General features: G+C 71.2%; 13 protein-coding genes. 5 read left to right on the top strand and 8 right to left on the bottom strand.

Annotation, left to right across the window (positions count from 1 at the left end; all coding sequences use genetic code 11):
- The first annotated feature begins 34 nt into the window (after positions 1 to 34).
- The gene (locus ACWIHT_RS02790) at positions 35 to 2071 is read left to right on the top strand and encodes a SpoIIE family protein phosphatase (RefSeq protein ID WP_456163665.1); all 2037 of its coding nucleotides are present in this window, start codon (positions 35 to 37) and stop codon (positions 2069 to 2071) included.
- A gap of 4 nt (positions 2072 to 2075) precedes the next feature.
- Here the strand turns inward: ACWIHT_RS02790 and ACWIHT_RS02785 are convergent, their stop codons facing one another.
- The gene (locus ACWIHT_RS02785) at positions 2076 to 2543 is read right to left on the bottom strand and encodes a hypothetical protein (protein ID WP_456163663.1); all 468 of its coding nucleotides are present in this window, start codon (positions 2541 to 2543) and stop codon (positions 2076 to 2078) included.
- 144 nt (positions 2544 to 2687) lie between these two features.
- Here ACWIHT_RS02785 and ACWIHT_RS02780 point away from each other — a divergent pair, with 144 nt between their 5' ends.
- Complete coding sequence (locus ACWIHT_RS02780; RefSeq protein WP_456163661.1) at positions 2688 to 3656, top strand: GlxA family transcriptional regulator; 969 nt, start codon at positions 2688 to 2690, stop codon at positions 3654 to 3656.
- Positions 3657 to 3661: 5 nt separating this feature from the next.
- Here the strand turns inward: ACWIHT_RS02780 and ACWIHT_RS02775 are convergent, their stop codons facing one another.
- The 3 genes from ACWIHT_RS02775 to ACWIHT_RS02765 all read right to left on the bottom strand — a co-directional run bounded on the left by ACWIHT_RS02775 (position 3662) and on the right by ACWIHT_RS02765 (position 6681).
- Complete coding sequence (locus ACWIHT_RS02775) at positions 3662 to 3892, bottom strand: DUF5133 domain-containing protein (protein WP_456163659.1); 231 nt, start codon at positions 3890 to 3892, stop codon at positions 3662 to 3664.
- Positions 3893 to 3961: 69 nt separating this feature from the next.
- A complete protein-coding gene (locus ACWIHT_RS02770) occupies positions 3962 to 5734 on the bottom strand; it encodes an ABC transporter ATP-binding protein (protein WP_456163657.1) in 1773 nt (590 codons plus the stop codon).
- 89 nt (positions 5735 to 5823) lie between these two features.
- The gene (locus ACWIHT_RS02765) at positions 5824 to 6681 is read right to left on the bottom strand and encodes an aldo/keto reductase (RefSeq protein WP_456163655.1); all 858 of its coding nucleotides are present in this window, start codon (positions 6679 to 6681) and stop codon (positions 5824 to 5826) included.
- A gap of 315 nt (positions 6682 to 6996) precedes the next feature.
- Between ACWIHT_RS02765 and ACWIHT_RS02760 the strand changes: the two genes are divergently transcribed.
- Positions 6997 to 7884, top strand: a complete 888-nt coding sequence (locus ACWIHT_RS02760; protein WP_456163653.1) for a Gfo/Idh/MocA family protein — start codon at positions 6997 to 6999, stop codon at positions 7882 to 7884.
- Here the strand turns inward: ACWIHT_RS02760 and ACWIHT_RS02755 are convergent, their stop codons facing one another.
- From ACWIHT_RS02755 to ACWIHT_RS02745, 3 genes are all read right to left on the bottom strand, one after another.
- Entirely contained in the window at positions 7885 to 8241 is a 357-nt protein-coding gene (locus tag ACWIHT_RS02755) for a hypothetical protein (protein WP_456163651.1), read from the bottom strand. It lies immediately after the preceding gene.
- 122 nt (positions 8242 to 8363) lie between these two features.
- The gene (locus tag ACWIHT_RS02750; protein ID WP_456163649.1) at positions 8364 to 9254 is read right to left on the bottom strand and encodes a GNAT family N-acetyltransferase; all 891 of its coding nucleotides are present in this window, start codon (positions 9252 to 9254) and stop codon (positions 8364 to 8366) included.
- Between the two features lie 226 nt (positions 9255 to 9480).
- A complete protein-coding gene (locus tag ACWIHT_RS02745) occupies positions 9481 to 11901 on the bottom strand; it encodes a GH92 family glycosyl hydrolase (RefSeq protein WP_456163647.1) in 2421 nt (806 codons plus the stop codon).
- A gap of 360 nt (positions 11902 to 12261) precedes the next feature.
- Between ACWIHT_RS02745 and ACWIHT_RS02740 the strand changes: the two genes are divergently transcribed.
- The gene (locus ACWIHT_RS02740) at positions 12262 to 13479 is read left to right on the top strand and encodes a beta-1,3-glucanase family protein (RefSeq protein ID WP_456163645.1); all 1218 of its coding nucleotides are present in this window, start codon (positions 12262 to 12264) and stop codon (positions 13477 to 13479) included.
- 339 nt (positions 13480 to 13818) lie between these two features.
- A complete protein-coding gene (locus ACWIHT_RS02735) occupies positions 13819 to 14916 on the top strand; it encodes a PP2C family protein-serine/threonine phosphatase (protein WP_456164567.1) in 1098 nt (365 codons plus the stop codon).
- Between the two features lie 3 nt (positions 14917 to 14919).
- Here ACWIHT_RS02735 and ACWIHT_RS02730 read toward each other — a convergent pair whose 3' ends face one another.
- A complete protein-coding gene (locus ACWIHT_RS02730; protein ID WP_456164565.1) occupies positions 14920 to 17166 on the bottom strand; it encodes an MMPL family transporter in 2247 nt (748 codons plus the stop codon).
- Positions 17167 to 17187: the final 21 nt, after the last annotated feature.

Here is a 17187-nt window from a genome sequence, read left to right as displayed (position 1 = left end):
ACGGTGCCGTGCCCCGTCGGAAGGAGCGGCCGGGATGGACGCTTACGGTGCCGGGGACGGCGTCACGGCCGCCTCCGGAGGACTGCTCGACCTGTTGCGGGTCGCGGCGGTGGTCCTGGACGCCGGCGGGTACATCGCGCTCTGGAGTCCCGAGGCGGAGCAACTGCTCGGCTACTCCCCCGAGGAGGCGCTGACGCAGCGCGCCGACCGGCTGCTGGTGTCGCCCGACGACCGGGTCCGGGCCCGTGAACTGTTCGCCCAGGTGGGCTCCGGTGCCCGCTGGGCGGGGGTCTTCCCGCTGCTGCACCGGGACGGCACCGAGCGGCCCGTGGAGTTCCGCACGATGCGGCTGCGCGACAGCCACGGCCAGGCGCATCTGCTGGGTCTCGCGGCGGACGCGACGACGGTACGGGGCGTGGAGCGGGACCTGGCGCTGTCCCACAGCCTGGTGCGGCAGACACCGGTGGGCATCGCCGTGTTCGACACCGATCTGCGGTGGGTCACGGTGAACCCGGCCCTGGAGCGCATCAACGGCGTACCGGAGGCGGAGGTCGTCGGGCGCCGGGTCGGCGAGGTGCTGCCGGGTCTCGACGTGGCCGCCATCGAGTCACGGATGCGGCATGTGCTGATCACCGGCAAGCCGCTGCTCGACCAGCAGACCGTGGGCCATACACCGGCCGATGCCGTGGAGCGGGCGTACTCGGAGTCGTACCACCGCATCGAGGACGCGCAGGGCCGGGTGCTCGGGCTCGCGATGGCCGTCCTGGACGTCACCGAGCGGGAGCGGGCGGCGGCCGAGGTCGCGCAGGCGCGCCAGCACCTGTCCGTGGTGGCGGAGGCCGGGGTGCGGATCGGTACGACGCTGGACCTCCAGCAGACCGCGCGGGAGCTGGCCGACGTGGCGGTGCCGCATGTGGCCGACCTGGCGGCCGTCGACGTACTGGAGTCGGTCGTGGCGCACGGCGGGATCACTCCCGTGGCGGGGGACGCGCAGGTCGAGTTCCGGGCGCTGGCCGTCGCGGCCGGATATCTCACCGACGCGATCCACGCGGCGGACCCGGTCGGCGAGCTGGCCACCTACGGCCCCCAGCGCATCATCACCCAGTGCGTGCGCGAGGCCGGGCCGATCCTGGTGGAGCGGGTGGACCGGCCGATGATGCGGCGCATCGCCAGGGACGGCCGCGCCGCCCAGACCCTGCACGCGGCGGGCGTCCACTCCTACCTCGCCGTCCCGCTGATCGCCCGCGGCGAGGTGCTCGGCACGCTGAGCCTCTACCGCACCGTCAACGAGCGCCCCTTCGACGAACAGGACCGCGTCCTCGCCTCGGAACTCGCCGCGCGCGCCGCGATCTGCATCGACAACGCCCGTCTCTACGGCCGTGAGCGCACCACCGCGCTGACCCTGCAACGCAGCCTGCTGCCGCCGGCCCCGGCCCGGCAGGAGGGACTCGACATCGCCGCCCGCTATCTGCCGGCGCTCAGCGAAGTCGGGGGCGACTGGTACGACGTGCTGCCGCTGGGACCGGGCCGGACCGGGCTCGTCGTGGGCGACGTGATGGGCAAGGGCGTCCAAGCCGCCGCCATCATGGGGCAGTTGAGCAGCGCGACCCGCGCGCTGGCCCGACTCGACCTGCCGCCCGCCGAGTTGCTGCACCACCTCGACGACCTCACCGGCTCCCTCGACACGATCGCCACCTGCGCGTACGGCGTGGTCGACCTCGGCCGGGGCACCTGCGCCCTGTCCAGCGCCGGGCATCTGCCGCCCGTCCTGATCCGCCCCGACGGCTCCGCGGAACTCCTCGACATCCCCGGCGGAGTCCCGCTCGGTGTCGGCGGGGTGGCCTTCGGGACCGCCGAAGTGCCGTTCACCACGGGCGCGTTGCTCGCCCTGTACTCCGACGGGCTGGTGGAGAACCGGGGTGAGTCGATCGACGTGGGGCTGTACACGCTGACGCGGCTGTTGCAGAGTTCCCGGCGCCCCCTGGAGCAGACGAGCGACATGCTCCTCAACGCGCTGCGCCCGGAGCCCGACGACGATGTCGCGCTCCTCCTGGTCCGCGCCACGGGCTGACCGGTCAGGCGCCGGTGGTCGAGCCGGGACGGATGATCATGAGGACGGTGACGGTGGCCCACAGCAGGTTGAAGACGCCGGTGAACATGGCGAGTTGCACGGTCCCGGCGCGCTCCACGGGCCGCCCCGCGCCGAGTTCCTCCAGGAGTTCGTCCTGACGCGGCAGCACGAACGCGATCAGGAGACCGGCGGCCACGGCGGTGAGGGTGATGGAGGCGATGAGCCAGCCGCTGCCCAGGACGCCCATCGCGGCGGCGGTGGCGAAGCCGAAGAGGGGTACCGCGAGGCCGACCGCGCCGTAGAGGCGGCAGATGCGGTGCAGCAGTCGTACGGTCGTCACCCCCGCGTCGGGACCGTCCGTGCCGGTGAGTGCGCGGCGGGCCGCCGGTGGGAACATGCTGGCGGCGACGGTCACGGGGCCGACCGCGACGATGGCGGCCAGCACGTGCAGTGCGAGAAGGATCTTGGTCACCGGCCCAGGCTAGGGATGTCCCGGTCGACCGCACAGGGGCTGGAACGACAGCTTCCAACGGATTCTCGCCAACCCCAGTGGTCAGACTTCAGTGGAATAGGGCCACGTCACTGGGCTGGCGGGAATCTGCCTATCGTGGTGTTCATGCATACCGTCGCGATTCTCGTTCTCGATCATGTGGTGCCGTTCGACATGGCGACCCCGATGGAGGTGTTCGGCCGCACCCGGCTGCCCGATGGCCGGAACGCGTACCGGATCCGGGTGTGCGGCGAGACGCCGGAGGTACGGACGGACGGATTCGCGCTGCGGGTCGACCACGGCCTTGAGGCGCTGGCGGACGCCGACACCGTCATCGTCCCCGGCTGCTCGGAGCAGGCCGGGCCGCCCTCCGAGCGGGTGCTGGAGGCACTACGGGAGGCAGCGGCGGCGGGCACCCGGATCGTGTCGATCTGCGTCGGTGCCTTCGTGCTCGCCGCGGCCGGACTGCTGGACGGGCTGCGCGCCACCACCCACTGGATCGCCGCGGATCTGCTGGCCCGCGAGTATCCGCTGATCGACGTGGAACCGGACGTGCTCTACGTCGACAACGGGCAGATCCTCACCTCGGCCGGGGCCGCCGCCGGACTCGACCTGTGTCTGCACCTCATCCGCCGGGACTTCGGCTCGGCGGTCGCCGCCGACGCGGCCCGCCTCTCGGTCATGCCGCTCGAACGCGAGGGCGGGCAGGCCCAGTTCATCGTGCACCGGCACCCGCCGGTCCCCCAGGGTTCGACCCTCGAACCGCTCCTTCAGTGGATCGAGGACAACCTCGCCCACGAGGTCACATTGGGGGCACTGGCCGCGCGATCGGGCATGAGCGAGCGGACGTTCAGCCGCCGCTTCCGCGAGCAGACGGGCAGCACACCGCTCCAGTGGCTTCTGCGCGCCCGGGTCCGACGCGCCCAGTACCTGCTGGAGAACAGCGACCACCCGATCGAACGCGTCGCCCAGCAGGCCGGGTTCGGCTCCCCCACCGCGTTCCGCGAGCGCTTCCGCAAGGTGGTCGGCACCAGCCCGCAGGCGTACCGGTCAGCGTTCCACGGCCGGACGGCGAGTGAAGTGGCGCTCTCCTGACGGCTCTACGCGAGGGCGCGGTCGTCGACGGCCGCGCCACGCGCCGCCGCCAGCAGGGCGTCCGCCTCGACGATGGCTTCCCGGATGTCCGTTGTGCCCGTCATCACGCACAGGGTGTAGCTGACGTCGTTCAACTCGGCGGCCGTCTGCGGGCGTTGCCTCTCCGCCTGGGCGATACGGAGCACCGCGTACCGGGTGAGCAGTTTTCTGACGGCCTTCGGGTCCGGCACGAGCACGGAGCGCCCCTCTCTCGATGTGCGCTTCGTGTGCCCCGCCGAAGCCGGATCAACCGTCAAGAGGTCCGGTCAGGCGACCTGCCCGCCGTGCAGTGCCGTGTACGCCCCGCCCCTGCGCAGGAGTTCGTCGTGCGTGCCGACCTCCAAGATCTCGCCGTCGCCCATCACCACGATGCGGTCGGCGCTCCGGACGGTGGACAGCCGGTGCGCGACGACGAAGGTCGTACGGCCGTGGAGCAGTCGGGCGAGGGCCTGTTGGACGAGGGCCTCCGAGCGGGTGTCCAGGGCCGAGGTCGCCTCGTCCAGGACGAGGACCTTGGGGTCCCGGATCAACGCCCGTGCGATGGCGAGGCGTTGACGCTGTCCGCCGGACAGCCGGGCCCCGCGCTCACCCACCAGGGTCTCCAGCCCCTGCGGCAACTTGTCCACGAACTCAAGGGCGTTGGCGTCCCGCAGTGCCGCGCGCACCGAGTCCTCGTCGGCGTCGTCCATGCCGTAGGCCACGTTGTCGCGGATCGTGCCGTCGAAGAGGATCGACTCCTGGGGGACGACCGAGACGAAGCGGCGGTAGGTGCGCAGGTCGAGGGTGTTCATGTCGGTGCCGTCGAGGAGGAGTTGGCCGATGGTGGGGCGGATGAAGCCGATGACGAGGTTGAGGACCGTGGACTTGCCGGCGCCGGACGCGCCGACGAGGGCGACGGTCTCGCCGGGTGCGACGGTGAGGGTGAAGTCGTGGACGGCGGGGCGGAGTTGGCCGCCGTCGTAGGCGTGGCCGACGCTCCGGAAGGTGACGGCTCCGCGGACCGCGGTGACCACCTCCTTGCCCTCGTTGTCCTCCAACTCGGGCGCCTGGAGCACCTCGCCGACCGAACGGACCGATTCCAGACCCTTGGTGATGACCGGGGCCAGGCCCATGAGGGTCGTGGTGGAGTTGGTGAGGGTCGTCAGGAAGGCGCTGAGCATGACGACGTCTCCCGCGGTGACGCCCCAGACGCCGTAGTACGACACCAGGGCCCCGCCGGCCAGGACCAGGACGCCGACCACGTTCAGGACGACCCAGGCCAGCGAGCCGAAGCGGCCGTTGAGCAGGTCGAGGCGGTTTCCGGTGGTGAGGAGGCGGCGCAGGGTGCCGTCCATGCGGCGCAGGGCCTTGCCCTCCAGGCCGTGGGCGCGGGTGACCGGGATGAGGCGGGTCATCTCCGTGACGCGCGAGGACAGGGTCTCCACCTCGTGGCGGAAGTGCTCGTTGTGGGTGCGCAGGCGGGCCCGCAGCCGGGACACGAGGAGCGCGGCGACCGGCACGACCACCACGAAGACAGGCACGAACTCCGGTGTGCGGAAGCCGATGATGACCAGGCCTCCGGTGAGCACGGTGATCGCGCCCAGCCCGGTCTCGGCGGTCTGCTGGACCATCTGCTCGACGGTCTCCACGTCCCGTACGACCTTGGCCTGGAGGACTCCGGCGCTGACCCGGGAGTGGTAGCCGATGGAGAGCTGCTGCATGCGGGTGCACAGGGCCGAGCGCAGGTCGGTGCCCATGCGGCGGACGCTGCCGTAGAGGAGGCGGACGTAGAGGACGTGCAGGGGGTAGTTGATCAGCAGGATGAACAGGATGATGCCGGTGCTGGTCCAGAGTCTGCTGACCGGCTGGTGCTGGACGACCGTGTCGATGATGGACGCGGTGATCAGCGGGAGCAGCCAGATGGGGCTGTGCTTGACCGTGAACACGACCACGGCCAGGGCCAGGCGTCTGCGGTCTTCGTGGAACAGGTAGGCGAGGGTGCGGATCGGGTGTTCGTCGCGGTAGCGGTGGTCGAGCGGTTTGTCCGTGGACGACGCCATCGGTGGTGGTCCTCCCCCTGTGACCGGTTGGCGGGCAAGCGCTTTCTTCCCTTGCCCGCCACGACTACACCTCCAGCGTCACCGCCGTCTCAGGCGGCGTCCAGCTCCGCGAACTCTTCGGCGGAGAGCGTCAGTTCGGGCGCGGCGGCCGAGTCGCGGATCGTCTCGGGGCGGCTGGAGCCCGGGATCGGTACGACGACCGGCGACTTGGCGAGCATCCAGGCCAGGCACACCCGCTGCGGGCTGACCCCGTGCTTCTCGGCGATCTTGGCGAACGGCGCGTAGGCGGAGCCGAGTTCACCGGCGCGGCTGATGCCGCCGAGGGGGCTCCAGGGCAGGAACGCGATGCCGAGTTCGTCGCACAGGTCCAGCTCCGGCTCGCTGGAGCGGAAGGCCGGGGAGAACTGGTTCTGCACGGAGACCAGCCGTCCGTCGAGGATCTCGTTCGCGAGCCGGATCTGCTCCGGGTTCGCGTTGGAGATCCCGGCGAGGCGGATCTTGCCCGCGTCGAGCAGGTCCCGGATCGCGCCGACGGAGTCCGCGTACGGGACCCTCGGGTCGGGGCGGTGGAACTGGTAGAGCCCGATGGCTTCCACGCCCAGTCGGCGCAGGGACGCCTCGCAGGCCTCCTTGAGGTACGCGGGGTTGCCGTTCAGGGTCCAACTGCCGTCCCCGGGACGGAGATGGCCGCCCTTCGTCGCGACCAGGACGTCCGCGCCGCGGTCGTGGGAGGCGAGGGCCTTGGCGATGAGGGTCTCGTTGTGGCCGACCTCGTCGGCGTGCAGGTGGTAGGCGTCCGCGGTGTCGATCAGCGTCACGCCCGCGTCGAGAGCCGCGTGGATGGTGGCGAGGGAGCGGGCCTCGTCCGGCCGTCCCTCGATCGACATGGGCATACCGCCCAGGCCGATCGCACTGACCTCGACGTCACCGATACGGCGGGTGTCCATTGCTCGTGCTCCTCTTCCGGTCTTCCGGCCGTCGCGCAGAACCGTGCCGTCCCGCGCCGCCGGACGACCGATCGGGTCGTGGCGGGCAGGGCGCGTCCTCCAGCCTCTCCGGCCCGGGTCCGCAGGTCCAATAGAAGAAATCGAACGCATCCAGCAGCGGGACTGCTCAATCGGTGAGTCGCGGGAAGGGCTTGCGCACCTGCCCTGTTCATGTGGCACGCTCACCGGCGACCGGCCGCTCGGAGCGACTCCGGTGGTCACCAGGTTCGCCCCGCGGATTCGACCCGTGAATCCGCTCCGTGGAGAGGCACCGCCATGCGCATCGGACTGCTCGGCACCGGCCCTTGGGCACAGATGGCACACGCCCCCGCCCTCGCCGGGCACGCGGAGTGGGACTTCGCGGGCGTGTGGGGCCGCCGCCCGGACGCGGCCAAGGAACTGGCCGACCAGTACGGCGTCCCGGCCTACGACGATGTCGACGCGCTCCTCGCGGACGTGGACGCCGTCGCCGTGGCCCTTCCGCCGTCCGTGCAGGCCGAGTTGGCGGTGCGGGCCGCGAGGGCGGGTCGTCATCTGCTGCTGGACAAGCCGCTTGCCCCGACGGTGGAACAGGGACAGGCCGTGGTCGACGCGGTGCGGGAGGCCGGGGTCGCGTCGGTCGTGTTCTTCACCACCCGCTTCCTGCCGGAGACCGAGGCGTGGATCACCGAACAGGCCGCCGCCGAGGGCTGGTTCACCGCCCGGGCCGAGTGGCTGGGCTCGGTGTTCACCAGCGACAGTCCGTTCGCCGCCTCGCCCTGGCGGCAGGAGAAGGGCGCGCTGTGGGACGTCGGCCCGCACGCGCTGTCCGTGCTGCTGCCGGTGCTCGGTGACGTCCGCCGGGTGGCGGCGGCCGTGCGGGGTCCCGGGGACACGGCCGTGCTGGTCCTCGACCATGTGGGTGGTGCGTCGAGCACGCTCACCCTGAGCCTCACCGCGCCGCCCGCGGCGGCGGGGGTCGCGGTCGAACTCCGGGGCGCGACCGGGGTGACCAGCCTTCCGGACAGCGCGGGCAGCGCGGTGTCCGCCCTGGGCCGGGCCGCCGACGCGCTGGGCGAGGCCGTCCGCACGGGCCGGCCGCACCCGTGCGACGCGGCTTTCGGACAGCGGGTCACGGACATCCTGGCGCGGGCCGAGACGATGGTGGCCGACACGGCCGGCTGATCACTCCCCACCGGGCGGCTCCTCGTCCCCGTCCTCATCGTCGTCGAACGGCTCGTCGCTCCACCGGAACCAGGCCCGCTCCCCATCGATGTGCAGCAGGAACTCGGGCACGGGCCCGTCCGGCGAGGTGAGCGTGACCTGTCTCCGGACCTCGTCGTACGCCTCCTCCCACCGCGTCCAGTCGTCGTCCCCTTGGGCCAGGGCGAGTTCCCGCGCGAACAGGTCCCGTACGGCGTCGAACCCCGGGCCCTCGGTGAACTTGCCCGACAGCCAAGGGAAATCGGCGTCGTCGATCAGGATCTCCCCGACCGATTCGTCACCCTTGTGCACCTGCCAGACCTCGCCGACGAACCCCATGCCCGCCTCCATCCCGCCGTAGAGCAATGGCCGTAGATCGACCTGCCGCCAGCATGGCACCCGCCACTGACAGTCGGCCCGGAACCGATCACCGGCCGGGCCGACCGTCCTGCGAGCCGCGTCTACTCGACGAACTCGAAGTTGACGCGCTCCCGGATGACCGGGTAGCCGACCGCCGCGAAGTGCGCAGCCATCGGGAAGTTGCCCCGGTCCGTGGCGGCGGCGATGAACTCGGCGCCGCGTTCGGCGAGATGGTGGGTGCACTCGGCCAGCAGGTCGCGTGCGTAGCCGTGGCCGCGCTGTTCGGGTACGACTCCGATGAAGCCGACGCAGGGGCCCGACGGGTTGCGGGCCGGGATGTGGATGCCCACGAGGTCACCCCCGGGGGTACGGGCGACCTGCCACCACTCGCGCGGGGACGGGCACCAGCGGAAGAAGTCGATCTCCTCCTGTGCGGCCTTTTCGACTCCCCCTTGGCTGATGGCTCGTTGGGCGTGGGCGTCGAGGGTGACGGAGTGGATACGGCGCAGGGCGTCGAAGAACACGGCGTCGTCGGGTTCAGGGGCGAAGTCGAGGCGTCCGGGGCGCTCGGGCAGGCCGCACTCCGGGGTCCATCGGTAGCTGAACCGCTCGACGAGGAGGTCGTATCCGGCCGCGCGCAGGGCGGTGAAGCGGGCCTCGGCGGCGGCGCGGGTCTCGGGGCTGTCGCGCCAGCCGGCGGGAATGTTCAGTTCCACGTCGACTCGCCAGGGCACGCTCCGCAGGAGTTCGGCCCCCGCCTCCTCCTCTCCCTCGATCAGATCGAAGCAGTCGACAGCGAGGGGTTCGCTGTCGTCCGGGCCGCCCCACCAGGCGGCGCGTGCGACGACCGTGCCGTCGCGCAGGGCCACCCGTTGCCAGTCGGGCCGCCAGGTCGTCAGCCGGTGCGCGGCTCGGGCGCCGAGCGGGTCGGGAAGTGCGTCGAAAAGGTGCGCGTCGTTCTCGTCGAGCGCGCGAATGACCAGATCGGTCATGGACTGATTCCTCCGGGATGCGTACCGCGTGAAGCGCTCCCGGTCAGGTCAGTCGAGGCACACCGGGTCAACAGGGAGGGAGCGCTGGAGTGTTGTGAACCTCATGGCACTCGCCTCCTCTCGTCGGTCTCATGGCGTGCAGTCGCACGCTAGGGGATCGGTCTCCCGGCCGTCCAACCATTTTTGACCGGCCCGGCGGAGCGGGACTCCGCCGGACCGGCGCACATCACTTCGGGAGTTGTCCCGGGTCGGTCGCCCAGCTCGTGTTGGGCTCGGTGGCCAGCCGGAAGTCCAGCCTGCCGCCCTTGCGGGTCAGGGCCGCGCCGGTCCAGGAACGGGTGAGGTCGCGGCCGTCGAGTCGTACGGCGTCGACGTAGGCGTGGGTGTCGTCGGCGTCGGGTGCGGTGATGACGATGTCCGCGCGGCCCGGCCGGTCCACGACCGCCTTCGGGAAGAGCGGTGCGCCGAGCAGCAGGTCGGCACTGCCCGGGGTGCGCGGATAGACGCCGAGGGCGGAGAGGACGTACCAGGCGGACATGGTGCCGAGGTCGTCGTTGCCGGGCAGGCCCTTGGGGCCGGTGCCGTACGCGGTGTCGAGGATCTGGCGGACCGTCGCCTGGGTCTTCCAGGGCTGTCCGAGGGAGTTGTAGAGCCAAGGGGCGTGGATGTCGGGCTCGTTGGTGGGGTCGTAGCGCAGCGCGTCGCCGCCCCGGACCGACCACGCCCCGTCGGCCGCGTGGAAGAAGGCGTCGAGCCGGGTGGCGGCCGTCTCGCGTCCACCCATCGCCTCGGCGAGGCCCCGCACGTCCTGCGGGACCATCCACACGTAGGCGGCGGCCGAGCCCTGGGCGAAGCCGAGGTCGCTCGCCGGGTTGAACGGGGTCACCCAGGAGCCGTCGAGGTTGCGGGCCTGGATGTAGCCGGTGGCGGGGTTGAAGACGTTGCGCCAGTAGGCCCCTCGCGCTTCGAAGGCTTTCGCCTCCGCCGTCCGCCCGAGCAGTTTCGCCCACTGGGCGAGGGCGGAGTCGGCGACCGCGTCCTCCAGGGTCTCGGCGGCGCCGCCCCAGCAGTGGCACACGTCCTGGGCCGCGTAGTGGGAGGCCATGTACTGGGCCAGGTTAGGGCGTTGGCCCACGCACTGGCCGGGGCAGCCCGCGTCCGAGAGTTCCTCGGGGTTGGGCACGGTGGCCTGGCGGACGAGGGAGTCGAAGGCGCCCTTGTAGTCGAAGTTGCGTACGCCCATGGCGTAGAAGGTCGCCAGGGTCGCGGCGGACGGGTCGCCGGTCATGACGTGGGTGGCGCCGCTGATGTGCACCCAGCGGTCCCAGACTCCGCCGTTCTGCTGGGCGAAGTTGTAGAGCGACTGAGCGAAGTCGCCCGCGACGGTGGGCTCCAGGAAGGCGAGCAGCTGGATCTGGGCGCGGTACTGGTCCCAGCCGGAGAAGTTGCTGTACTGCGCCCGCTGGCCGCGCGCCAGCCGGTGGACGGCCTGGTCCATGCCCCAGTAGCGGCCGTCCGTGTCACTGATCAGGTTCGGTTGCATGAGGGCGTGATAGAGCGCCGTGTAGAAGGTCTGGCGGCGGGCGGGGGTGCCGCCGTCGACGCGTACGGTGCTCAACTCGCGGTCCCACGCGCGGGCACCCGCTTTCGCGACGTCGGCCACGCGCGCGTGCGGGGCGATTTCCTGGCGGAGGTTGGTCTCGGCTCCGGAGAGGCTGACGTAGGAGATGCCGATCCTCATGTGGACATCGTTGTCAGCCGCCGTGTCGAAGCCGACCCAGCCGCCGGAACCGCGTCCCGCGCGGTCGGCGCCGGTCGCGTATCCCTCGCCTCCGGAGGCGGTCGTCGAACCGGGTGACACCGTGCTGTCGTGCCAGGTGCCGACCGAGGAAAAGGCACGGTCGAAGGAGGCACTGAAATAGAGCCGGTAGTAGCTCTTGCGGTTGTTGACACCGCCGTTGGCGCGGCGCCCGCAGAAGGCGCCGGTGAGGACCCAGCCGGTGACCTTGCGGTGGGCGGTGTCGATGTCGACGTGCGCGTCCGCGCTGCCGTTGAGGGAGTTGGAGGCGCGGAAGAGCAGGCTGGCCGGGCGGTCGGCGGGGAAGGTGAAGTCGGCGACTCCGGCGCGCTTGCTCACGGCCAGGTCGGCGGTGGCGCCGGAGGCGAGGCCGAGCGTGTAGCGGCCGGGGGTGGCCTTCTCGTCGGCGTGGGTGAAGTTCGAGGCGTAGACGGCGTCCTTGGTGTCCGCCGACGGTGACGAGGTGACGTCGCCGACGAACGGCATGATCGGTACGTCGCCCGCCGCGCCCGGGTTGCACCCGGCGCCGTTGACGTGGGTGAGGCTCAGACCGCGGATGCGCGTGGCGCCGTACTCGTAGCCGTTGGCGGCGCCCGTGCTGGTCTGGTCGCCGGTGGTGCTCGTCGGGGACCAGGCGATCATGCCGCCGGGGAGGGTGGCGCCGGGGTAGGTGTTGCCGCCGTTGGACGATCCGATCAGCGGGTCGACGAGGGAGGACAACTCGCCGGAGGTGCCGGTCGCCGCGGCGAGCGCGGGGAAGGGCGCGGCCGCGGCGAGCGCGGTCGTGACCGCCACGGCCGCGACTCCGACGCCGAACCGCCTTGCCGTGCCCAGTAGTTGGTGACGCATGCGTCAAGTCGCCTTTCGGGGAAGGGACATGGGGCCGAAGACACAGGCCGAAGAGACAGGGGGCGTCGCGAGGCTAGGAGGCCGCGCGGTGAGAGGGAAGAGGCACCCGGGTACGGGTGATGAAGCGCGGGTGAACGCTTCGCCGGGCGCTTAAGTGATCCTTAAGCAGGGATTAAGGCACCCATCCTTTCTCGTTCTCGCAGGTCAGCGCGGTGGCGACTTCTCCCCGGCCCGTTGGCCGAGGCGGCGACCGTGCGTAATATCGGGCCTCGGCGGCGGTGTCGACGCACGCTGTGAGAGCGCTCTCAAAGCGTCGGCACCGTCCGCTCCGAACGGCCCGACTCGCCCGGAGGCCCCCACATGACTCCCCCGACTCCCCGCCATCAGCGCACACTCGGCCGCCGCAAACTGCTCTTCGCCCTCGGAGGTGCGGCGGTCGCCGCTCCCGCGCTCGCCGCGCTGGCACCGCACGCCCTCGCGGACACCAAGTCCATGGAGACGAAAGCCGATCGGGCACAGGCGGGCGGGCTGCCGCTGACGCTGGTCAACAACAGCGGTTCGTTCGGCAACGCGAGCGTGCACGTCTACGTCGTCGGCAACGTGGACGGCAAGCAGGTGCGGGTCACCCCCGACGGGGCACTCGCGCCGATAGCGCTCTCGGACAACGGTGCCGACGGCTTCACGGACTACGCGATCAGTCTCAACTCCGGTGCGGAGACGACGTTTTCGCTGCCGTACCTGTCGGGCCGCATCTACGTCTCCCTCGGCGCGAAGCTCAGGTTCAAGGCCGTGGCGGACGGCAACGGCAATCCGGCGCTCCAGTACCCGGCCGGCTGGGTCACCTCCGACCCCAACTACCAAGTCCTGCACGACTGCGCCGAGTTCACGCACAACGCGTCGGGCATGTTCTGCAACACGACGATGGTCGACATGTTCAGCGTGCCGTTGAGCATCCGGCTGACCGGCGCGCGGGACCAGACGACGGGCACACTGCGCGACGGCGGGCGGGCGTCGGTGTTCGCGGCGGTGGGGCAAGTCGAGGCGTTCGCCCCGCTGGTCGTGGGCGACACGCGTGTCATCGCGCCGGGGCACGGCCTGGACGCGGGAATCTTCGCGGCGGACTACTTCGCGCCGTACATCGACGAGGTCTGGAGCACCTACACCGGCAAGGACCTCACCGTCACCACCGACGCGGGCGTCTTCACCGGGCGGGTGCGCGCCGACCGGTTCGCCTTCACCGGCCCCGCCCCGGTCTCGTTCGCGAAGCCGTCGACCCGGGACGTGCTGTTCTGCGACGGCAACCTGGCCGCCCCGAACGACGGCACCACGGGCCCGGTCGCGGCCGTCCTCGGCGCGGGCTTCAACCGCTCCACGCTCCTGTCGGACCCGGCCCAACCGACCACCGGCGCCCAGGAGTTCTACCGCACCGGCCTCACCAACCACTACGCGAAGGCGGTCCACGCGGCCACCGTCGACGGCAAGGCGTACGGCTTCGCCTTCGACGACGTGGCGGACTTCGCGTCGTACGTGCAGGACACGGCGCCGACGGGGATACGGCTGACGCTCACGCCGTTCTGAAGCCGGAGAGGGCGGGAGCGCGGCCCCCGCCCTCTCCCGTTCCGTGCCGCTCGGTTCGGCCGTTGCATGCGCCGACGCCATCACGCCAGTCCCGCGCCGGCCAGTTCGGGTCGACGCCTTGTCGACGTTCGACGGGGCCACCGGTATGTCGTCGGCGAGCTTCGTCCTCGACACGAGACTCTGATTGTGCAGCTTGAGCAGGTCGATGCCGTAGGTCTGGGTGACGTTCAGGGGCCCGGTCGTCTCCGGATCGTCCGGACTGACGAACGCGTACGCGTCCATCGGTTTGGCGCTCGGCGTGCGGGGCCGGTCCCGGCGTAGGAGCGTGGTGGTGTGGGAATGGTGCGGGGTCTCGTGTCGCGCCGGAACCGGGAGCCGACCCGGCGCGGCTGGCTGCGGGGCGCGCCCGCTCCCCTGTGGGTGCGGGTGCTGCCTGCCGTGCTGGTCGCCGGGGTGGGCGTGGCGACGCTGGTGAGTCCGGACCGGCTGGACATCGGCTTTGTGCTGGGGGCGATTCCGCCGCTGGCCGGTCTGTCGTACGGCCCGGTGGCGACCGTGCTGTTCGGCGGTCTCAGCGTCGCGTTGCTGACCGTTCCGGCCTTCCACCTCAACGATCCGGGCAGTACGGACCTGCTGACGATCTGCTTCGTCGCGTTGCTGAGCGTGTTCATCTCGTTCGTACGGAGTCGGCGCGACGCCCAGCTCGATCTGGAGCGTACGGTCGCCGAGGCCGCGCAGCGGGCCGTCGTGCCGCCGTTGCCGGAGCGGGTGGGGCGGGTGCGGTGTGCGGGGCTGTACCGGGCGGCGCAGCGCGGGACGCTGGTCGGGGGTGACTTCTTCGACGTGCGGGACGGGCCGTTCGGGGTGCGGGCGGTGATGGGGGACGTGCAGGGGCATGGGCTGTCGGCCGTGGCGACGGTCGCTTCGCTGCTCGGCGCGTTCCGGGAGGCGGTGCTCGACCGGCCGGAGCTGGAGTCGGTGGCCGCGCGGCTGGACCGCAGGCTCGTCGTGGACTCGGCCCGGTCGCCGCACGCGGAGCTGTTCGCCACGGCCGTACTGCTGGAGTTCTCGGCGGACGCGCGGGCGGTGCGGATCGTGGCGTGCGGGCATCCGGCTCCGGTACTGCTGCGCGAGGGGCGGATTTCGGAGATCGACATCGTGCCGTGGACTCCGCTCGGTCTCGGTCTGGCCGACTCGGGTCCGCTCGGCGCGGTCACCGTGCCGCTGCTGTCCGGGGACCGGCTGTTCCTGGCGTCCGACGGGGTGTGGGAGGCACGGGACGACTCCGGCGCCTTCTATCCGTTCACCGGACGGCTGGCCGCGCTCGCCGACGGCGACCCGGCCGATCTGGCGGAGCGGGTGTGGGCCGATGTGCTGCGGCACTCGGAGGAGATCCGGGACGACGTCACCATGCTCGTCCTGACGCCTGAGGACTGATGCTCACGCCCCCTCGTGCTCACCCTCCGCGTCGATGTGCGGCAGGATCCGGTCCAGGAACCGGGGTGTCCACCAGGCGTGCCGACCCAGCAGGGTCATGACGGCGGGGACCATCAGCAGGCGTACGACCGTGGCGTCGATGAGGACGCTGACGGCCAGGCCGAGGCCGAGCATCTTGACCACGATGTTGTCGCTGAGGACGAAGGCCGCGAAGACGCTCACCATGATCAGCGCGGCGCAGGTGATGACGCGCGCGGTGATCTCCAGGGCGTGGGCGACGGACGCCTCGGCGTCGCCGGTGCGCAGCCAGGCCTCGTGGACGCGGGAGAGCAGGAAAATCTCGTAGTCCATGCTCAGGCCGAAGATGATCGCGAACATCATCATCGGGACGTAGCTCTCGATGGGGACCTTGCCGGAGACGCCCAACGACGGGCCGCCCCAGCCCCATTGGAAGACGGCGACGACGACACCGTAGGAGGCCGCGATCGAGAGGACGTTGAGGACGGCGGCCTTGAGGGCGACGAGGAGGCCGCGGAAGACGGCGAGGATGATCAGGAAGGCCAGCGCGACCACCACGCCGATGATCAGGGGCAACCGGCTCGACACGATGTCGCGGAAGTCGACCTGGGCGGCCGTGGTGCCGGTGACGTAGCCCTTGGCGGAGGTGCCGTGGACGGCGTCCGGGAGGGTGTCGTGGACGAGCCGGTTGGTGAGGTCGGTGGTGCTGGCGCTCTGCGGGGACTGCTTGGAGTAGACGGTGCCGACCAGGACGTCCCCGTCCTTGGTGGTCGTCAGCGGGGTGACCTTGGCGGCGCCCTGCACCCCGTCGAGGGTCTTCTGCGCCTGGGTGGTGAGGTCCTGGCGCTGGGAGGACGGGACGCCCGTCTGGTCGATGACGATGGTCAGCGGGCCGTTGGAGCCGGGTCCGAAGGCGTCGGTCATCAGGTCGTAGGCGCGGCGGTCGGTGAACGAGGTGGGGTCGGCGCCGTCGCCGATGTGGCCGAGCTGGATCGAGAAGACCGGGATGGCGAGGACGACCACGGTCGCGATGCCCGCCGCGAGGAAGGTCCACGGACGGTGTTCCACGCGCTGTGCGTAGCTGTGCCAGGTGCCCGTGGGTTCGGTGCCCGGTTCGGCGTCGGTCTCGGCGACCGGGCGGCGCACCCGGTAGCGGTCGATCCGCTTGCCGATGAGCCCGAGCAGGGCGGGTACGAGGGTGAGCGCGCCGATGACCGCCGACACGACCGTCACGGCGGCGGCGAGCCCGAGTTTCCCGATGAAGGGCACGCCGGACACGAAGAGCCCGGCGAGCGCGATGATCACGGTGCAGCCGGAGACGAGGACGGCCCGGCCGCTGGTGGCGGTGGCCTGTCCGGCGGCGCGCACCGGATCCGCGCCGTTCATGAGGTTCTGCCGGTGACGCGTGATCAGGAACAGGGCGTAGTCGATGCCGACGCCGATGCCGATCATCGTGGCGAGGGTCGGGGAGACCGTCGCGAAGGTGAACGCCGCCGCCAGCAGTCCGAGGCAGGCGAGCCCGCCGATCACGCTGATCAGCGCGGTCACCAGGGGCATCGCGGCGGCGATCACACTGCCGAAGCCGATCAGCAGGACGACGATGGCCACGGCGAACCCGATGAGTTCGCTGACCTTGTCGTCGGCGGCGGGCCGGGCGAGTTCGCCGAGCGGTCCGCCGTACTCGACCTGGGCTCCGGCGGCGCGCAGCGGCTTGACGGAGTTGTCGACGCCGTGGAGGTAGCCGTCACCCAGGGTGGACGGCTGGACGTCGAAGCGGATGGTGATGTAGCCGGTCTTCGCGTCGGACGACAGGGGTCCCACATTCGGACCTGTGGACGTCGGCGGCTGCGCTCCGGGCTGTGGCAGCGGGTTCTGCACCGACAGGACGTGCGGGAGTTTCTGCAGGTCGCCGACCGTCTCGGACATCTGCGAACTGAGCGAGGTGAGCTGTTTGTCCTTGTCGTGGAGGACGATCTGGCTGCCGTAGCCGCCGGCCGCCGGGTCGTGTTCCTTCAGGACCTGCTGACCGTGGTGGGACTGGACGCCGTTGAGCGAGAAGTCGTCCGAATAGTCGCCCCCGAAGGACCTGTTGAGGACCTGGAGCGCGGCCAGCGCGACGAGCCAGGCGACGATGACGACCACGAAGTGCCGGGCACACCACTCCCCCAGCCGCCGCAGCACCCCCTTGGCTGCGGCCCCGCTGCCCCCTGCACTGGATTCCGTGGGCGCCATGACCTCGGCCTTTTCCACCAG

The sequence above is a fragment of the Streptomyces sp. NPDC002276 genome (genome assembly GCF_053891435.1).
This window is presented reverse-complemented; position numbering and strand designations above follow the sequence as displayed.